Here is a 17,246-nt window from a genome sequence, read left to right as displayed (position 1 = left end):
GATTGCTCACACCGTCCGGACCGACACGATGGCGGCTGATTAAATTAGACGAGTGCCCCCATCGACAGTTTTTATATCATCGTTCCCGGAGTTCGAAGCACGGCGGAAGATCCGGGATACAACCATGGCGTCGCTGTCGGCCGGCTACTGCTGACCGGCCACCGCCGTCGTTCCCGTCGGTTCCGCGCGTTTCCGTTCCCGATATGATACTTGAATCGCTCGCGAGCGTCCTCGGGATGATGGCCGAGGACGTTCGGACCGCACGCACGAAGGACCCGGCAGCGAGAAGCGCCGTCACTGTTGCGCTGTTGTACTCCGGGGTCCACGCTGTCTGGGGGTACCGACTCGCTCACGCGCTGTGGCACCGTGGCTTTCGGTTCACCGCCCGATTTTTCTCACAGGCTGTGCGCCTTCTCACCGGTGTCGAGATCCACCCGGCTGCTGACATCGGCCGGCGACTGTTCATCGACCACGGGGCCGGCGTCGTAATCGGCGAAACCGCCGAACTCGGCGACGACGTGCTCCTGTATCACGGCGTTACGCTCGGCGGCGACTCGATGCGCCGCGAGAAGCGTCATCCAACGCTCGGGGACGGCGTCGTCGTTGGTGCAAGCGCGACGCTGCTCGGCGATATCTCGATTGGCGAGGCCGCGTCGGTCGGGGCCGGAAGCGTCGTCGTCGACGACATCCCGCCGGGCGAGACGGTGGCCGGCGTACCCGCCGAACCCATCGATGGCGCTGATCGGTCTCGACAGACGCGGTCTAAGTAAAGAAGCGGGGCTACCGTAGGGGTCCGGTCGGCGCCCGTCGTGAGACGAGTTTTGAGGTGGCCCCATCGGTCGAACGATCGATTAGACGCCGTCGACGGTTTCGCGATAGTCGTCGATACACCCGTCGGCGGCCCGGATCGCGTCGAGCGCCTCGCCCGCTACCGACGCTTCGATTTCGTCAAGCGCCCGCTGGATGCGCGCCAATCGCCCGTGGTCTGCGCCCTGTTCGGACTCGGCGAGCCTCGAAAGCTGCGATTCGAGCCCCGAAAGCCGTTCGCGGGCGTCCTCATCGTCACAGGCCTCGCTCGCCGCCGCAACGCTCTCGGCCGCCTCAGCCAGTTCGTTGATCATGTCCGGCCGTTGGACAGCCCTGTATAAATTACTGGCTGCGAACAAAAAGACCGATATCGCACCGGCGGTACCATCCGGTTGTATGAGTCAGGATTTCGGCGTGTACCTAGTCACCGACGCGGGGCTCTCGGCGGGCCGATCGACACCCGAGGTCGTCGCGGCCGCGATCGACGGCGGCGTCGACGTTGTCCAACTTCGTGAAAAGGGGACGAGCGCCAAAGAACGCTACCAACTCGGCCTCGAACTTCGCGAGGAGACGCGAGCCGCCGGCGTCCCGCTGATCGTTAACGACCGGCTCGACATCGCCGCCGCGATCGATGCCGACGGGGTCCACCTCGGCGACGACGACCTCCCGGTATCGGTCGCCCGCGAGCAACTCGGTAAGGACGCGATGGTCGGTCGCTCCGTCTCCACCCCGGCGGCCGCCCGCGAAGCGGAGGCGGCGGGGGCAGACTATCTCGGCGTCGGTGCGATCTTCGGGACGAATTCAAAAGAGACGACACCTGAACAGTCGAACGTCGGGCTCGAACGAATTCGAGCGGTCCGCGAAGCCGTTGACATCCCGTTCGTCGGCATCGGCGGCGTTACGCCGGAGAACGCCGAATCGGTCGCCGCCGCCGGAGCCGACGGCGTCGCCGTCATCTCGGCAATCACGGCGGCCGACGATCCGGAAGCCGCGACGCGTCGCCTCGCCGACGCCGTCCAGGGGGCGAGCGCCGATGTCTGAGCCCGCCGTCGACGTGGCGGCCGCCCTCGAAGCAATCGGGGCGACGGACCCGCTCGTCAACTCGGTCACAAACAACGTCACCGTCAACGACGTCGCCAACGTCACGCTGCATTGGGGCGGGTTGCCGGTCATGTCCGATGACGAGCGCGAGGTCGCCGAGATGGTCGCCGGGGCTGACGCCTGCCTTCTAAATATGGGGACCGTCGACGAGGCCGGGGAAGCGACGATGCTCGCCGCGGGCGAAGCGGCCAATCAGGGCGGCGTTCCCCTCGTCGTCGACCCCGTGGGGATGGGCGCAACGCCGACCCGGACGCGAGTCGGGACCCGGCTTCTGTCGGAACTCGACGTGACGATCGTGAAGGGCAACCACGCCGAAATCTCGGCACTCGCGGGCGAAGACGCCGAGGTTCGCGGCGTCGAATCGGTCGGCGAGTACGCCGATGTCGCCGAGGCGGCGCTTTCGTGCGCCCGCGAGTACGACACCGTTGCTGTCGCCTCCGGCGAGACAGACGTCATCGCCGGGCCGGAGGCGGCCTACGAGGTTTCGGCCGGCGACGAGATGATGGGCCGGGTTGTCGGCACCGGCTGTATGCTCGGCGTGACACTCGCGACGTTCGGGGCGGGCGTCGGAATCGAACGACCCCTCAAGGCCGCGCTCTCGGGGACGGTCGCGTTCGGGCTTGCGGGCGAACGCGCCGCCGACGGGGGCGAGTGGAACGGCCCGGCGAGCTATCGGATCGCCTTCCTCGATGCGGTCGCCGGAATGAGTACCGATCCGCCGGCGTCGGCAGACGACCGGATCGAGCGGGTGCTGTCGGCGTAAACGCAATGGGTACGGGCGTGAAACCTATCTTGGTGGCCCGTGAAGCGGCAGTATGAGCACGTACAAGCGCGTCAACTACCACAACATCGACCCTGTCTCCGGCGGGATGCATTTCCTCAGGGAGCCACTCGACAGCGAGAAAGTCGGCGTGACGATCACCCGATGTGAGCCAAACTGGAAGAGCCGACCGCACGATCACGTCGAAAACGGTCACGAGGAAATCTACGTCCTCATCGAAGGAACAGCGACCGTCGTTATCAATGACGACCCCATCGGGATGGAGGAGGGGGACGCAGTCTGGATCCCCCCGGAGGCGACCAGACAGATCAGAAACGACGACGAGGAGGCCGCCTTCGTGCTGGTGAGCGCACCGGTCTCGATCGAACCCGACGAGGGGGACGCCGAGTGGAGCACGGACGGATTTATCGGGTGACCGACGGTGACCGGGCTGGAACGCGGTGTATGCCCCTGTCGTGCTGTGTCACATACGGGTCACCGAACTACGTCCACGAATTTGGACGGGCGGGTGTAGGACCCGGGCATGGATGTTTTATAAGAGACCGTCGGTCGAATTATAAATAGCGGCGGGACGACCGGCGGGCTCGGTCGAGTTCGTCGAACAGATCGGCGTCGAACCGCGGCGTCAGTACGAGCGGACCTTCGGTTCGTACTCTTTGTTCTCGCCTTCGAGGACGACGGGCTTGTAGTAGAGCTTCGGCGCACCGTCGTTCCAAGAGATCATCGTGTGTTTGAGCCAATCCTCGTCCTTCCGCTCTTGATGTTCGCGCCGCCAGTGGGCCCCGCGGAACTCGTCGCGGGCGAGGGCGCCGAGCGTGATCGTCTCGGCGATGTCGATGAGGTTTCGCGTCTCGATCGTGTGGATGAGATCGGTGTTGAACGTCCGCGAGGGATCGGAGACGGCCACGTCTTGATAGCGTTCGCGACACTCGCGGATAATCTCAAGTGCCTTTTTGAGGCCTTCCTTCTCTCGGAAGACGTTGACGTTCTCAGTCATCGCCTTCTGGAGGTCCTCACGGATCTCGGCGTGGTTGGTGCCGTCGCCTTCGAGCATCTCCTCGATGCGGGTGCGCTCGTAGTCGACCGCGTGCTCGACGACCTCCGTGGGTTCGACAAGCGCGCCGTCGGCGGCGACGTCGCCGTCGGTCGAATCGAGTGCGCCCGGTTCGACCGGCGTGTCGAGACTCTCCTCTGGTTCGCTCTCGGCGGAGGGACCGATCGGCACCTCGGCCTCGCCGAGGTCTCGGCCGGCGGCGTGGTGGCCGGCGCGCGCACCGAAGACAATCAGTTCCGGTAGTGCGTTCCCGCCGAGTCGGTTCGAGCCGTGGACGGAGGCGCATGCACACTCGCCGGCAGCGTACAGCCCGCTGACGCACGTCTCGCCGTGTTCGCTCGTCTCGATGCCGCCCATGTGGTAGTGTTGGCCGGGCTTGACCGGCATCGGCTCCTCGGTGGGGTTGACCCCCTCGAAGTCCTCCGCGAGGTGGATGATGTTTTCAAGCCGGTCGTAGATGCGCTCTTCGCCGAGATGCCGCATATCAAGATAGACGTACTCGTCGTTGACGCCGCGGCCCTCGTTGACCTCGGTCAACTCCGCTCGCGAGACGACGTCGCGGGAGGCGAGTTCGCCGGCGTTGTTCGCGTAGCCGTGCTCGAACATGAAGCGCTCGCCCTCGCCGTTGTAGAGGATGCCCCCCTCGCCCCGGACGCCCTCGGAGATGAGCACGCCAGTCGATGGCAGCGTCGTCGGGTGAAACTGGACGAACTCCATGTCCTCGACCGGGACACCCGCGCGGTAGGCCATCGCCGGGCCGTCGCCGGTGTTGGCGACCGCGTTCGTGGTGTGGTTGAAGACCTGCCCGTCACCGCCGGTGGCCAGGATCACGCCATTTTTCGCACGGAAGCCGACGACCTCGCCAGATTTGATGTCGTAGGCGACGCAGCCGTGACACTCCCGATCCTCAGGCTCGTCGTGGTCCGTGACGGCGAGTTCGCTGACATAAAACTCGTCGTAAACCGTGATGCCTCGTTTGACGACCTGCTCGTACATCGTGTGCAACAGGTGGTGGCCCGTCTCGGCCCCGGCGTAGGTCGTCCGGGGGAAAGACAGTCCGCCAAAGGGTCGCTGGGAAACGCGCCCGTCGTCCTCCCGCGAGAACGGCATCCCCCAGTGTTCGAGTTGGATGACCTCCTCGGGGGCGTCCTGTGCGAGTGTTTCGATGGCGGGGGCGTCGCCGAGGTAATCCGACCCCTTCATCGTGTCGTAGGCGTGAAGCTCCCAGTCGTCGCCGTCTCGGAGCGCCGCGTTGATTCCACCCTCGGCAGCGCCCGTGTGCGAGCGAACCGGGTGCAGTTTTGTGACCATCGCCACGTCAGCGCCCTCCTCGTCGGCCGCGATCGCGGCTCGGAGGCCGGCGCCACCGGCACCGACGACGACCACGTCGTGTTCGTGCATTGTCATGGTATTATATTGGGTTTTGAATGACTTTAGACTACTGCTACCAGAATTTCAGGTTGCTCTTGACGGCCTCGCGTTTGAGCTCTTGGATGTGCTCTGTCAGAGGGATGTCCTTTGGGCACACCTCCGTACAGGAGAACTGCGTCTGGCAGCGCCAGACACCGTGTTCCTGCTCGATAATATTGAGCCGGTGTTCTTTCATTTCCTCGCCCTCGCGTTTGTCCATCGCGAAGCGGTAGGCCTTGTTGATGGCAGCGGGGCCAAGGTACTCGTTGTCACCTGCGGCGATGTTACACGAGGACATGCACGCACTACACCAGATACAGCGCGTGGACATCTTGACCTTCTCGCGGTTCTCGCGGCTCTGTCGTTGCTCCCCGTCATCGGGGAGATCGTTCGTCTGGAAGTACGGCTCGACGGCCTCCATCTGGTCGTAGAAGTGCTCCATGTCGACGACGAGATCCTTGACAACCTCGGCGTGCGGTAGCGGTTCGATCCGGACCGGCCACTCCAGATCCACCATCTGCGTCTTGCACCCGAGCCGCTGTTTCCCGTTGACGAACAGCGCATCGGAGCCGCAGATCGCCTGTCGACACGAGTGTCGGAAGGTGAGGCTCGAATCGAAGTGATCGCGCGCGTAGATCAGCGAGTCCAGCACCGTCATCCCCTTCGTGAACGGTACCTCGAAGGTGTCGAAGCGCGGATCCTTCTTGCCCTCGACCTCGGGGTCGTAGCGGAACACCTTGATCCGAACCGTCTCGTCGGTCTCCGAGAGGTCATTCTCGGCGCGCTCGCGCATTCCAGCACGATCGCGCTTCTCGGAGAGCCGTCGCTCTTGATGTTCGGACGTCTCTTCGGTCTCGGTTTCCGTTTCGCGCTCTTTGACTTGTGTGCTCATGATCAGAACAACCCCGTCATGGCGCTCGCGACGCGGGCCCCCTGAACGACGAGGAGTGTTCCCGCGGCGACGAGCGACCACTTGACGACGGTCTTTTGGGTGCCGTCGAGACCTTGGTTGACAAGGGCGTTGTAGACGCCGTTAACCCCGTGGAAGGCGGCGGTCACGAGGAACAACACCATCGTGGAGAAGTAGCCGACCTGGCTCATCCGGACCTGTGTTCCGGCGAACGTGATGTCGGCCGCGTGGTTGACAAAGTGCAACAGGAGGAAGTGATACGCTAACACGACAACGAGAAACGCGGCCGTGATCCGCTGGAGCAGCCACCGCGTTCCCTTCGGTTCGAAGGAGGAGTAGTGCTCGGCCATCTTAGAACGCCCCCACGAGGAACGTCGGGATGCTCGCGACCGTGATGGCCGCGGTCGCTATCAGTGCGGCGTAGAACGCCTTATCCTGTGATTCTATCCCGACACCCAAGTCGACGAACAGCAGGCGGACGCCGTTGAGGATGTGGAAGGCGGCGACCGCGAGCAGGCCGACTTCGAGGAACCGGACGAGAAGCAGGCTCTCGAGCCCCTGGAGCGTCTGTGTGTACGTCGCCCCGTCCACGGTGGCGGTGCTCAACACCGCCACGTGGGTAAAGAGGTAGCCGATGAGCACCCAGCCGGTGAACTTGTGGAAGATCCAGGCCCACATGCCGGCGGAGAACTCCTGCCACCGCCCGAAGTCCTCTATCAGACCTCGGTCGTACGATTGACTCATGCAAGCTATGGTCGGTACCGCGCTGGTATAGTAGTTACTACCTGCGAACGTTCCGTGGGTGTTCGTATGAACGTCTCGCGGGTGTTCGCCGGCGTTTTCCGTCGATGGCGGGACGCGAGCTCGACTGTGAACAGCGTGCTTCGAAGCGAGAATATAAGATGATTAAAAAGGTTGTTATTCCATCCCGCGGTGGTGCCGGCGGAACGCCCGGAGCGTCGGCCCATCGAGAGCAACAAGATGACACAGCGGGTTGCCGGGGTAGACCAAGGGGTTCTCGAGGACGCCGACGAGGACGCCGGTAAAGGGCGCTTCGACGGCTGTCGCGTCCGTTTTAAACGGGTTGGTGATCGTACAGACTGACTCGCCCGCTTCGACGAGCGCGCCGCGGTCGTGGTGCATCTCGACGAGGCCGCCGGTGTCGGCCCGGAGCCACGTCTTCTCGTCCGCGGCGTCGATAACGGTCCGCCAGCCGGGCCATTTGACTGTCTCCGTCGCTGTCATCCCGAACTCGGCCATCAGCGAAAGGACACCCTCCAGCGCTGCGTCGATAAGCGGCCGCTGGAAGCGGTGGGCTTCGCCCAACTCGACCGTGACCGTCGAGGTGCCGGCCTCGCTTGCTTCCCGTCGCAACGACCCGCTCGGACCTTCTCCCGCGATGATGACGTTCGAGGCGAAGGCGTTTGCGACCCTGGACACCGAGGGGTCGCTCATGTCCGCGCGAACGTGAAGCATGTTCGTCCGCCCGCGCGTCGAGGTGTGAAAGTCCAATCCGATGTCACAGGGCTCGATGAAGTTCTCGAACACCCGAGCGGCGATCCGTTTCGCGCTCGTTGTCGAGTCGTCGCCCGGAAACGACCGGTTGAGGTCGCGGTCGTAGACCGGCAGATACCGCTGTTGGGCGATGAACCCGGGAACGTTGAGGACCGGCAGGCAGATGAGCGTCCCGCGGAGTCCGGAGTGGTCCCACTCGTGGGCGACCTCCCGGACGATCTCGATCCCGTTGAGTTCGTCGCCGTGGGACGCCGCGGTCAGACAGAGGGTCGGCCCCTCGCGCTCGCCGTTGACAACCGTGACGGGTATCCGGACGGGGTCGCCGAGGTACGTCTCGCTGACGGTGAAACGGAGATTCTGTGTCTCACCGGGGTCGACCGCGCCGCCGTCGTACGTGAATCTCGCTGACACATCCGAGCCACGGCGGGGCCGGGTATAAATACGCCGTCCGCCGCGGGAGGACGGGCAGACGTACGTTACCGGTGGAAAACGGCGCTGGCCCCGTTCACGGACCGGCAGCGTTTTGCCGAAACCACCCACAACAGGTGTATGTCCGATTCGCTTACTGTCGGCGTTCTCAGCCTCCACAGTTCGAAGGAGACGAAAGCGATTCTCAACGCCGTCGACGATCTCGGCTACGGAACCGCGTGGCTCCGCGCCGAGAACACCGCCGTCGACATCACCGACGGGGCCGTAACGCTCGAACCCGATGTTGACATCGTCGTCAACCGGCTGTTGCTCTCGAAGGAGGAACAACCCGCCGAAGCGCTCGGGCTGGCAACGATGCTCGATCGTATCCGACCAATACTGAACACGCCGACCGCGACGATGACGGCGATGCACAAGTTTGCCTCCGGGACCGCCCTCGCGGAGGCGGGGCTGCCCGTTCCGGACGCGCTCATGGCGCTTTCCGGGGATGTACTGAACGCCCGCCGTGACCGCTTCGGCGACGAAGTCGTTTATAAGACCGCGATCGGCACGCACGGCGGCGGCACGTGGAAACTCGACACCGACGACCCCGTCAACCCGATGGTTGGCTCGCGACAGGCCTTTCTCCAGGAACTCATCGAACACGACGAGCAGCGCCACCACGACCTCCGGATCTACGTCGTCGGCGAGCGGGTCGTCGGCGCGATGAACCGCTACGCGCCGGACGGCGAGTGGCGGACGAACGTGGCGTTGGGCGGTCGCGTCGAGAACGTGACCGAGGAACTGCCGGAGAAGGCCGCAATAATGGCCAAGCGGGCGGCGGACGAGATTGGACTCGACTACGCGGGCGTCGACATCGTCGAGGGGGAGGACGGCTACTACATCCTCGAAGTAAATCCGACGGCCGGCTTTCGAGGGCTATTTAAAGCGACAAACCGCTCGCCCGCCCCACACATCGCCAGACTCGCTATCGAGCGGGCCGGCGGCGAGGTCGATCCCGAGCGGGTCCACGAACTGACTGCGAACCTCGACGACTCGCGGCCGGCGTGTATGCCGAAACCCGAGACATCCGTCCCGACGGAGACGCCGCTGATCGGCTACGTCGAGGAGGTCGTCGTCATGGGGACGAGCGGCCAGCGGACCGTGATGGCGAAATCCGATACCGGCGCGACGAGGACGAGCATCGACGCCCACCTCGCCGCCGAGATCGGTACAGGCCCAATAAAGGACATCGTCAAGATCAGATCCGGGAGCGTCAAGTCCGGCCGGTCACGCCCGATCGTCGATCTGGTCGTCGGTGTCGGCGGGAAACAACACACCGTCACGGCGAGCATCGAGGACCGGGGGCACATGGAGTACCCGCTCCTCTTGGGCCGAGACATCCTCGAACACTACCACGTCGACGTTCGGCGACAGGCCGACGAAAGCGAGCCGGCGGCGCTCGACGAGGCGACGCTTGAGGAGTAACCGGGAGAAAGAGACCGGACGAGCGAGAAATTAGACGAAGAAGAGAGAAACGGAGAAACCAGGGGAAGAAGAAAAAACTGGACGGGCACGGACGAGAGGAGTATCACGCCGGAACCGGGCGAGCGCCTCCTCGAACATAATCGTTGATATACCTGCCCCACCTCCGTGCAACGAAATGGTCGACCCGACATCGGATCTCGGCGAGGACGTAACGGAGGAAACAGCGCCGTGCTGTGCGGCGTGTTCGGAGCCGATTGTAAACGAACCCACCCACAAGGTTCTCACGCGAATCGAGGACGGATCAATCTTGACGATGCACTTTTGCGATACGACGTGTCGGGCCGAGTGGAGCGAGTGAATGGGTCGCCACGCCGATCCACCCCGGCGCAGTCCGTGATGATACCCCGCTGACCGAATGCCACACTATTATGATTGTCCGTAAAGTACGGAGAGATATGACGGAACAGGACAAAGGCGTCGAGGAACTGATGTCGTCACCGGTCGAATCCGTGCCGGACGGAACCACGATGACCGACGCCGCCCAGATACTCAGTAAAAAGAGCATCGGATCGCTTATTATCGGGGACGATCGCATCCTCGGCATCGTCACCGAGTCCGACGTCGTCGCCGCGGTCGGCGAAGGGCTCAGCCCCGAAACGCCGGTCAGTGAACTAATGTCGGATCCTGTCGTCACCGTTCGTCGAAGTGAGTCCGTCCGAACCGCGGCCGAGCGGATGGGTCACAACGGCGTCAAGAAGCTGCCGGTCGTCAAGAACGGCCAGGCAATCGGAATCATCACGACGACCGACCTCGCGCTTCACCTCCCGGACTACCAAGTGAATATGGCCCATCAGGCCGAGGCCGACATCGTCGACGGCGAGTGGGAGTAACGTTCGCTGGATCCGTTTCACGCACTCACGATTTTAGTAGTCGCCGAGCACCCCGAGCCGCCGCGCTCGCCGTGTCGCGTACTGGAAGACGAGGTAGCCGCCGCCGAGGTAGCCGACCGAGACGGCGACAAGCAGCCCGAGTTCGAGGGGATCGAACTCCCAGAGTCGGACGCCGTCGACCATCGCCCGCTGGAGCAGCGCGCTCCCGTGTGCCAGCGGCAGGACGCGGGTCCACGGAGCGTCGAACACCGGGGCGGAGACGAGGACGACGAAGCCGAACTGCAGCAGGTTGAGCCAGTTCCCGATTCGTTTATAAAGAACCGTGACGCCGCCGGCCGCGAACCCGAGGCCGAGCACTGACGTGATCGAGAGCCCGGCGACAACGAGAATGGTGATCGGATTGAGGCTGAGCGCTGTCCCGGTCAAGAGCAACATCACCGCGAGGATGACGGCCGAAAGCAGGAACGTTCGAACAACCTTTGCGACACCCTTCAGGAGTGCGACCGGTGCGAAGCCGAACGGGGTGGTGACGTGTCGCTCTAGGGTTCCCCACTGGACCTCGCTCGCGATGTCGTTGGAGACCGAAGAGTAGGCCCCGACGGACAGCGTCCAGAGGAAATAGCCGACGACGATCCCTTCGATCGAGTCCGCAAGCGCCTCCCCGGCCAGCAGCCGGCCGCCATAGAAAAGCAGCGCGAAAAAGAACACCGAGACGACGACCCCGCCGACGGCATTGGCCGGGTACCGGACGAAGATCAGGAACTCGCGATACAGGACGGCCCGCACCAGATGGTAGTACGTCGCCTGGCGCGGCGTCTCGGGGGCGGTACTCGCGCCGGGCGCTTCGTCGATCCGCCCGTTGGTGTGGCGGTCGGGATCGGTGGGACTCACCGCTGTCGCCCCGCCGCGTCGGACGCCCCGGTGTGCTCTATCTCGGTCTCTGTCATGTCGACGAACACGTCCTCCAGATCGGGGCGACGCGTCCGGAGGTCGTCGATCGTGACGCCGGCCTCGCGGAGATGCTCCATCAGCGCATACAGTTCGTCGCCGCCGGCCGCCACCTCGATCCGGGTCCGGCCCCCAGCCTCGGCCGGGGTGACAGACCGGACCTCGAAGCGCTCGTTGAGTGCCGCGAGGGAGCGCTCATCGAAGTCCGGGCTCGCGACCTCGACAACATCGGCGCTCGCCCGTGAGACGAGGGCTGATACGGCGTCGTCCGCCAGGATTCGGCCGTCGGCCATGACGATGACACGATCGCAGACGGCCTCGACGACATCCATGTCGTGGCTGCTGAGCACGACGGTGAGGCCGTTCTCGTCGGCTAGCCGGCGGAGTTCCCGTCGGAGGGTCCGCGAACTCTCGACATCCAGCCCGAGTGTTGGCTCGTCGAGAAAAACGAGTTTTGCGCCGCCGGCGAGAACGCTCGCCAACGAGACTTTCTGCTTCATGCCCCGAGAGAGCTCCCGGACGGGCGTATCCGCCTTTTGAGCGAGGCCGAGTCGGTCGAGAAGCCGGCCGTGACGGGCGGCGACCGAGTCGGGGTCGACGCCGCCGATCGTCGCGAAGTAGCGGAGGTTCTCCCGGACTGTGAGCCGCCAGTAGTCGTTTCGAGCCCCTTCGAGCATCGCGTCGATGTCTGCGTACGCTGCCCGCCGGCCGGACGCAGCGTCGGTCCCGAACAGCCGCACCGTTCCCGAGTCGGGAACAACCGTCCCGAGGATAGATTTTATAAGCGTCGTCTTGCCGGCACCGTTCGGACCCAGAAGCCCGACAACCGAGCCGCGGTCGACGTTGAAGCTCACGTCGTCGACGGCAACAACTGCCTCATCGCCGTCTCCGAACGACTTCGAGATGCCGTCGACGACGAGAGCGGGGGCGTCCGGATGGGGAGCTCCCGCGTCGGTATCCATTCGGCGACGCGTTCGTCCGTTGTCGTTCACGCGACCGCCATTCTCGCCACCTTCGCGGGCCCCGTCGTCGTCGCCAGCCGGGGCGGACCCAACGCTCGCCCGCTCGCCGGCCGACACGCGTTCTGCCATACTGAAACGGACGTGTCGGAGCCTCATAAGTCGTGTCCGGCGGTATGGCTGCCCGGATTGATATGGTGTCCGACACACCGGTCGATCGGGCCTCAATACACGTCGTCGAGGTCGTCCTCGTGGTGGCTGTGCTCCTCGGCGGGGAACGTTCCGGACTCGACGGCGTCCACATAGTCGCCGATTGCCCCGGCCATCTCGCCACGAACGTCGCCGAACCGCTTCGAGAACGGCGCGGTCCGCTCCGAGAGGCCGAGCACCTCATCGATAACGAGCACTTGGCCGTCACACTCGGGACCGGCGCCGATCCCGATGGTAGGGATCGATAGTGCCTCGGTGACCGTCTCGGCGAGATTCGCCGGGATATGCTCCAAGACGAGCGAGAACGCGCCCGCAGCCTCGTGTTGGCGGGCGAGATCGAGAAGGTCACGGGCGGATTCCTCGTCGGTGCCCTGTCGGTAGAGCCCGGTCTCGTTTTCCCGCTGTGGCGTCAACCCGAGGTGAGCCTGTACCGGAACGCCGATGTTCGTGAGCCGACGCGTCAACTCCACCGTGTGCGGCCCGCATTCGAGCTTGACCGCGTCGGCGCTCGCCTCCTTCAGCATCCGCCCGCAGTTCTCGATCGCGTCGCCGGTGTCGGCTCCGAAGGAGAGAAACGGCATATCCGAGACGACAAGGGCGTCCTCGGTCGCGCGGGCGACGGCCGCAGTATGGCTTGCGATCTCGTCGACAGTGACCGGCAGCGTCGAGTCGTACCCGAGTCGGGTGTTCCCGACCGAGTCACCCACAAGCGCGATGTCGACGCCGGCCTCGTCGAGCAACCTGGCCGTCGGTGCGTCGTAGGCGGTGAGCATCGTGATCGGCTCCTCACCGGCCTTTGCACGAATGTCCTTCGCTCGCATACTTCGATTGCGTCGTCAGGCGGGTTAAACGCTCGCACTACCGGTGCGTCGACGGCGGCCCGGAATCGTAACCGCTTACAGGCCGAGTCACCGATACTGAAGCATGCCGCCTCGCGTCGAGACGACCGATCCCGAGGGCGTCGATTACGGGTGGGTTATGCAGACGACCTTCGTGTTGACCATCGTCGTCGGCGCGCCAGCCGTTGCGCTCTCGTCGCTTCCCTTCGAGTTGGCGACATGGGGCCAGCGAGCGGACTTCGCCGTCCGGGCCGGCGCGGTCGCGTGGCTCTGTATTACTGTCGGGGTGTACCTCTACGCGTGGCGACGAGCGGACGCCGACTAGCGGACGGTTTCACACCGACGCCCCCGCAGCGTTACTCGGCGAGTTCGACCCCGAGACACTCCTCAAGCGCCTCGATAGCGGCCCCACCGACGTTCGCTCGCGCGGCCCGGCCCTGCTCGATCGCGACGAGATCATCCTCGTCGATCCCGGCGTCGGTCGCGAGCTCGTCGACCTGTAGTCCCGCCGCCTGCCTGGCCTCTTCGACGCGGTCGCCGTAGCCGCGGACGAGGTACGGCAACGGGTCATCCTCATAATCCGTGCCCTCCTCCCAGTCCGTCTCGACTGACCGGGCGTCGTCGAGTTTGGCGGTGTTCTGTGCGGCTTTCCGGCGGCGTTCACGCGCTCGGTCGTCATCGTCTGAATCCGACTCGCCGTGCTCGGCACACTCGCCGCAGACCTCAAGTTGTGCCCCCGCGACGGTCACGGTCTCGAGGGATCGCCCCTCCGCCCCGCAGAGTTCGCAGGCGCCGCCGGAGTCGCCCCCGATGCCGCCGGTGGAGTACTTCGCCATACCCCCCGAACTGCCGGAACGTACTTGAAGTTGCGGTACCGCATCTCGGAGTTCCGTTTGCGGCGTGGAATCGCAACCCGACGGGCACCCCCGGTGCCAAAGGAAAGCCCTTTTATTGCCCCCCGAATTACGGAGGAGTGCAGACAGACACACCGTGCGTGGGTAGCCAAGCTAGGCCAACGGCGCAGCGTTGAGGGCGCTGTCCTGTAGAGGTCCGCCGGTTCAAATCCGGTCCCACGCACTGTCGGTGGCTCACCGCCACCAATCCAGTGCGGGTGCTCGCAGACAGCACCCACGCAAACTTCTCACGGAACGACGCCTGAGCGAATAGCACAGCAGTGAGCGAAGCGAGCAGGAGCGACAGGTGGAGAAAAACGCCGAACGTAGCGAGGCGACCAGCGTCTCGGTTGCCCAACTTCGGCCGTGTGGGTGATCGGAGAGCGACGGATTTGAACCCTGGAAGACGAGTGATAGCGAGTCTTCATCCGGTTCAAATCCGGTCCCACGCACTGTCGGTGGCTCACCGCCACCAATCCAGTGCGGGTGCTCGCAGACAGCACCCACGCAAACTTCTCACGGAGCACTGCCTATAACTGGTGGTGTAACAGACATTGCGCCGCTCAAAGCCGTATAGGTAAACGCTGGCCGACGGGTCACTCCCGTTCGACGCTAAGGTTCTGGAGGTAGCCCCCGCACGAACAGAGCCGCCCGTCGGGGTCCGTCTCGCGAGCGCTGCAGTCGAGACACTCGTATATCGGCTCGGTGTCCGGTTGCGTTCCGTGCATGGATCTTCTATGTGTGATACAATACCAAGCAATATAAGTGCGGCGGCGAGCAAAAACATCTATTCGGCGGCCGGCGCTACTGTACGTATGGCGACTCAGGAATGGGCCCGCGGACACGTTCCGGAACTGACCGTGCTTCTCTCGGCCGTCTCACTCGCGCTTGTCTTCGGTGCGGTGTTGCGGATGATCCCGGCCGGCGTTCTCCCGCGCTCGGAGGCGCTTTTAGTGCTCGTGCCACACCTCAACGCGGTCATCAGCCTGGCCGCGATCGGAACGATCCTTTCGGGGGTCCGGGCCATCCGGCGCGGGGAGGTCGCTCGCCACCGGGTCCGGATGCTCGCGAGTTTCGGCCTCTTTGCGGCCTTTCTTTTGTTGTATCTCTACCGCGTTACCATCGTCGGGCCGAGCGACTTTCCCGGCCCCGAAACCGTCCGGACGTATCTTTATTTGCCGTTTCTCGCAGTCCACATCTCGCTTGCGGTGCTCTGTGTCCCCTTCGTCTTCTACGCGTTGCTGTCGGCCGGGACCCATCCCATCTCGGAACTCCCGGAGACGAACCACCGGTGGGCGGGCCGCATCGCCGCGACGCTCTGGCTCGTCTCGTTTTCGATGGGGCTCGTCATCTACGCGCTGTTGTATCACGTGTACTGACCGGGGATCAGAACTCCTTGAGCGTCTCAAGATCGTGTTCAGTTCGGGCGAACTCAGAGAGCCGACGGCTGGCGTGACAGCCAGGGCAATGGAACGTCCGCCCCGGATCGGGGAGGTCGCCAGGGGACTTTTGCCACGTCTTGCCGCACTCGGGACACCGGAGTCTGACGTACGTTTCCATACCACCCGTAACGACTGCTGGGTATGAAAACGTTTGTCACAGTTCTCAGATCGGATCAACCGAGCGTCTTGAAACTACGACAGCCGATAAAGAGGCTCAAACACCCGTTTCTACGTTAGCTACCGTATCTGCTTAGGCCGCCACGACGTCGCCGGCTTCGAGCAGTTCCTTGTAGCGGTTGCGGATGGTGACCTCGGAGATGTCGGCGACCTCGCTGACGTCGTTTTGTGTGACCTTTTCATTACAGAGCAACGCGGAGGCGTACACCGCGGCGGCGGCCAGTCCAACCGGCGACTTCCCGGAGAGGATACCGTCGCCGCGGGCTGCCTCAATGAGCTCTCGGGCACGGCGCTCAACCTCATCGGAGAGGTCGAGGTCGCTCACGAACCGCGGGATGTAGCTCTCGGGGTCGGCCGGTTTGACCTCGAGGTTCAATTCTCGGATGATGTAGCGGTAGGTGCGGGTCAACTCCATCCGGTCGACGCGGGAGACGCGCTCGATCTCGTCGAGGCTGCGCGGAATGCCTGCCTGCCGGGCGGCGGTGTACAGCGCGGCGGTTGAGACGCCCTCGATGGAGCGGCCGGGGAGGAGGTTTTCGTCGAGTGCGCGTCGGTAGATGACGCTGGCAGTTTCGCGGACGTTCTCGGGGAGGCCAAGGGCGGATGCCATCCGTTCGATTTCGCCGAGGGCTTGCTTGAGATTGCGCTCCTTGGAGTCGCGCGTGCGGAAGCGCTCGTTCCAGGTCCGCAACCGCTGCATCTTCTGGCGCTGGCGGGTCGACAGTTGCCGACCATAGGCGTCTTTATCCTGCCAGCCGATGTTGGTAGAGAGCCCCTTATCATGCATCATGTTGGTGGTGGGGGCACCGACGCGTGATTTTTGATCCTTCTCGGCGCTGTCGAAGGCGCGCCACTCGGGGCCGCGGTCGATCTCGTCTTCCTCGACGACGAGGCCGCACTCCGTACAGACCGTCTCGCCGTGCTCCGAGTCAGCCTCTAAGCGGGCGTCACACTCCGGGCACGTCGTGACGTCTTCGGTGCTGTCGGCTCGTTCGTTCGGGTCGGTCTGGCTTTCCTCTACGTGGGTTCTGATTTCGGTGTTGCTCATGATGGATGGGTTACGTCCGGCTCCGGAAGCGGGAGACCGAAGAATCCGGGGCGGACTGCTGCTAATATAATGTTAGTGCGAAAACTATTTAAACCTTTCGTTGGGTCGAGAGCCAAAATCGACGTATTCGGCCCGCTCACGGGTATTGTACAGTTTGGAAGCACTCGTTCTATACCGGGCGGAGAAGCTATCCGTAATAAATATTGTTTCTATTCCCGCCATCGGCGTCAGAATCACTCCCACCCCGAAGCGCTGTCTCTTACCCACAAGTCTCGGCGTTAGCTCTGCGAGACTAATAATCGCCTCAGGGAAACCGCAACAAAGCGGTAGTATTGCTAGTTAACGTACACTTCCGCAACTGAGGCA

22 protein-coding genes and 1 tRNA gene are annotated in these 17,246 nt (G+C 63.9%); 10 read left to right on the top strand and 13 right to left on the bottom strand.

From position 1 onward, the window contains the following. Nucleotides 1–203: 203 nt before the first annotated feature. Nucleotides 204–770: a serine O-acetyltransferase gene (gene cysE, locus ACI944_RS03945; RefSeq protein ID WP_411717767.1), complete on the top strand. Its 567-nt coding sequence runs from the start codon at nucleotides 204–206 to the stop codon at nucleotides 768–770. Between the two features lie 81 nt (nucleotides 771–851). On the opposite strand, the gene ACI944_RS03940 is transcribed toward cysE, so the two are convergent. After that, nucleotides 852–1,121: a hypothetical protein gene (locus ACI944_RS03940; protein ID WP_411717766.1), complete on the bottom strand. Its 270-nt coding sequence runs from the start codon at nucleotides 1,119–1,121 to the stop codon at nucleotides 852–854. A gap of 82 nt (nucleotides 1,122–1,203) precedes the next feature. Between ACI944_RS03940 and thiE the strand changes: the two genes are divergently transcribed. The 3 genes from thiE to ACI944_RS03925 are packed head-to-tail and all read left to right on the top strand — an operon-like array spanning nucleotide 1,204 to nucleotide 3,104. Beyond that, nucleotides 1,204–1,848: a thiamine phosphate synthase gene (thiE, locus tag ACI944_RS03935; RefSeq protein ID WP_411717765.1), complete on the top strand. Its 645-nt coding sequence runs from the start codon at nucleotides 1,204–1,206 to the stop codon at nucleotides 1,846–1,848. Continuing rightward, nucleotides 1,841–2,671: a hydroxyethylthiazole kinase gene (thiM, locus tag ACI944_RS03930; RefSeq protein WP_411717764.1), complete on the top strand. Its 831-nt coding sequence runs from the start codon at nucleotides 1,841–1,843 to the stop codon at nucleotides 2,669–2,671. Before thiE ends, thiM begins: the two co-directional genes overlap by 8 nt. 52 nt (nucleotides 2,672–2,723) lie before the next feature. Next, complete coding sequence (locus ACI944_RS03925) at nucleotides 2,724–3,104, top strand: cupin domain-containing protein (RefSeq protein WP_411717763.1); 381 nt, start codon at nucleotides 2,724–2,726, stop codon at nucleotides 3,102–3,104. Between the two features lie 210 nt (nucleotides 3,105–3,314). On the opposite strand, the gene ACI944_RS03920 is transcribed toward ACI944_RS03925, so the two are convergent. The 5 genes from ACI944_RS03920 to ACI944_RS03900 form a co-directional block, all read right to left on the bottom strand. Beyond that, on the bottom strand, nucleotides 3,315–5,144 hold the full coding sequence (locus ACI944_RS03920) for an FAD-binding protein (protein ID WP_411717762.1): 1,830 nt from the start codon (nucleotides 5,142–5,144) through the stop codon (nucleotides 3,315–3,317). 43 nt (nucleotides 5,145–5,187) lie between these two features. Beyond that, nucleotides 5,188–6,045, bottom strand: coding sequence for a succinate dehydrogenase/fumarate reductase iron-sulfur subunit (locus ACI944_RS03915; protein WP_411717761.1), 858 nt, complete (start codon nucleotides 6,043–6,045; stop codon nucleotides 5,188–5,190). Nucleotides 6,046–6,047: 2 nt separating this feature from the next. After that, nucleotides 6,048–6,413 carry a succinate dehydrogenase hydrophobic membrane anchor subunit gene (locus ACI944_RS03910; protein WP_411717760.1) on the bottom strand — a complete coding sequence of 122 codons (366 nt, stop codon included), beginning with the start codon at nucleotides 6,411–6,413 and terminating at the stop codon, nucleotides 6,048–6,050. 1 nt (nucleotide 6,414) lies between these two features. Continuing rightward, entirely contained in the window at nucleotides 6,415–6,807 is a 393-nt protein-coding gene (gene sdhC, locus ACI944_RS03905) for a succinate dehydrogenase, cytochrome b556 subunit (protein ID WP_015408981.1), read from the bottom strand. Nucleotides 6,808–6,981: 174 nt separating this feature from the next. After that, nucleotides 6,982–7,989, bottom strand: a complete 1,008-nt coding sequence (locus ACI944_RS03900) for a succinylglutamate desuccinylase/aspartoacylase family protein (protein WP_411717759.1) — start codon at nucleotides 7,987–7,989, stop codon at nucleotides 6,982–6,984. Between the two features lie 138 nt (nucleotides 7,990–8,127). Between ACI944_RS03900 and ACI944_RS03895 the strand changes: the two genes are divergently transcribed. The 3 genes from ACI944_RS03895 to ACI944_RS03885 all read left to right on the top strand — a co-directional run bounded on the left by ACI944_RS03895 (nucleotide 8,128) and on the right by ACI944_RS03885 (nucleotide 10,364). Continuing rightward, nucleotides 8,128–9,474 carry a RimK/LysX family protein gene (locus tag ACI944_RS03895; RefSeq protein WP_411717758.1) on the top strand — a complete coding sequence of 449 codons (1,347 nt, stop codon included), beginning with the start codon at nucleotides 8,128–8,130 and terminating at the stop codon, nucleotides 9,472–9,474. A 175-nt stretch (nucleotides 9,475–9,649) separates the two neighbouring features. Next, nucleotides 9,650–9,832: a hypothetical protein gene (locus ACI944_RS03890; RefSeq protein WP_411717757.1), complete on the top strand. Its 183-nt coding sequence runs from the start codon at nucleotides 9,650–9,652 to the stop codon at nucleotides 9,830–9,832. Nucleotides 9,833–9,929: 97 nt separating this feature from the next. Then, the gene (locus ACI944_RS03885) at nucleotides 9,930–10,364 is read left to right on the top strand and encodes a CBS domain-containing protein (RefSeq protein WP_411717756.1); all 435 of its coding nucleotides are present in this window, start codon (nucleotides 9,930–9,932) and stop codon (nucleotides 10,362–10,364) included. A 33-nt stretch (nucleotides 10,365–10,397) separates the two neighbouring features. Here ACI944_RS03885 and ACI944_RS03880 read toward each other — a convergent pair whose 3' ends face one another. From ACI944_RS03880 to panB, 3 genes are all read right to left on the bottom strand, one after another. Continuing rightward, complete coding sequence (locus tag ACI944_RS03880; RefSeq protein ID WP_411717769.1) at nucleotides 10,398–11,216, bottom strand: ABC transporter permease; 819 nt, start codon at nucleotides 11,214–11,216, stop codon at nucleotides 10,398–10,400. A 35-nt stretch (nucleotides 11,217–11,251) separates the two neighbouring features. Then, complete coding sequence (locus tag ACI944_RS03875; protein WP_411717768.1) at nucleotides 11,252–12,274, bottom strand: ABC transporter ATP-binding protein; 1,023 nt, start codon at nucleotides 12,272–12,274, stop codon at nucleotides 11,252–11,254. Nucleotides 12,275–12,495: 221 nt separating this feature from the next. Next, a complete protein-coding gene (gene panB / locus ACI944_RS03870; RefSeq protein WP_411717755.1) occupies nucleotides 12,496–13,302 on the bottom strand; it encodes a 3-methyl-2-oxobutanoate hydroxymethyltransferase in 807 nt (268 codons plus the stop codon). A gap of 103 nt (nucleotides 13,303–13,405) precedes the next feature. Between panB and ACI944_RS03865 the strand changes: the two genes are divergently transcribed. After that, nucleotides 13,406–13,645, top strand: a complete 240-nt coding sequence (locus ACI944_RS03865; RefSeq protein WP_411717754.1) for a DUF5822 domain-containing protein — start codon at nucleotides 13,406–13,408, stop codon at nucleotides 13,643–13,645. A gap of 31 nt (nucleotides 13,646–13,676) precedes the next feature. On the opposite strand, the gene ACI944_RS03860 is transcribed toward ACI944_RS03865, so the two are convergent. Then, the gene (locus ACI944_RS03860) at nucleotides 13,677–14,156 is read right to left on the bottom strand and encodes a helix-turn-helix domain-containing protein (protein ID WP_411717753.1); all 480 of its coding nucleotides are present in this window, start codon (nucleotides 14,154–14,156) and stop codon (nucleotides 13,677–13,679) included. 156 nt (nucleotides 14,157–14,312) lie between these two features. Between ACI944_RS03860 and ACI944_RS03855 the strand changes: the two genes are divergently transcribed. After that, a tRNA-Leu gene (locus ACI944_RS03855) sits at nucleotides 14,313–14,397 on the top strand. Nucleotides 14,398–14,809: 412 nt separating this feature from the next. Here ACI944_RS03855 and ACI944_RS03850 read toward each other — a convergent pair. Beyond that, nucleotides 14,810–14,941, bottom strand: coding sequence for a rubrerythrin-like domain-containing protein (locus ACI944_RS03850; protein WP_411717752.1), 132 nt, complete (start codon nucleotides 14,939–14,941; stop codon nucleotides 14,810–14,812). 87 nt (nucleotides 14,942–15,028) lie between these two features. On the opposite strand from ACI944_RS03850, the gene ACI944_RS03845 reads away from it, so the two are divergent. Next, nucleotides 15,029–15,592: a DUF420 domain-containing protein gene (locus ACI944_RS03845; RefSeq protein ID WP_411717751.1), complete on the top strand. Its 564-nt coding sequence runs from the start codon at nucleotides 15,029–15,031 to the stop codon at nucleotides 15,590–15,592. 7 nt (nucleotides 15,593–15,599) lie between these two features. Here ACI944_RS03845 and ACI944_RS03840 read toward each other — a convergent pair whose 3' ends face one another. Further along, nucleotides 15,600–15,773, bottom strand: a complete 174-nt coding sequence (locus tag ACI944_RS03840; RefSeq protein WP_411717750.1) for a hypothetical protein — start codon at nucleotides 15,771–15,773, stop codon at nucleotides 15,600–15,602. Nucleotides 15,774–15,905: 132 nt separating this feature from the next. Continuing rightward, nucleotides 15,906–16,880, bottom strand: coding sequence for a transcription initiation factor IIB (locus tag ACI944_RS03835; RefSeq protein ID WP_411717749.1), 975 nt, complete (start codon nucleotides 16,878–16,880; stop codon nucleotides 15,906–15,908). Nucleotides 16,881–17,246 lie beyond the last annotated feature (366 nt).

Origin of the sequence: Natronomonas sp. (genome assembly GCF_046710025.1) — an archaeon.
GTDB lineage: Archaea > Halobacteriota > Halobacteria > Halobacteriales > Haloarculaceae > Natronomonas.
This window is presented reverse-complemented; position numbering and strand designations above follow the sequence as displayed.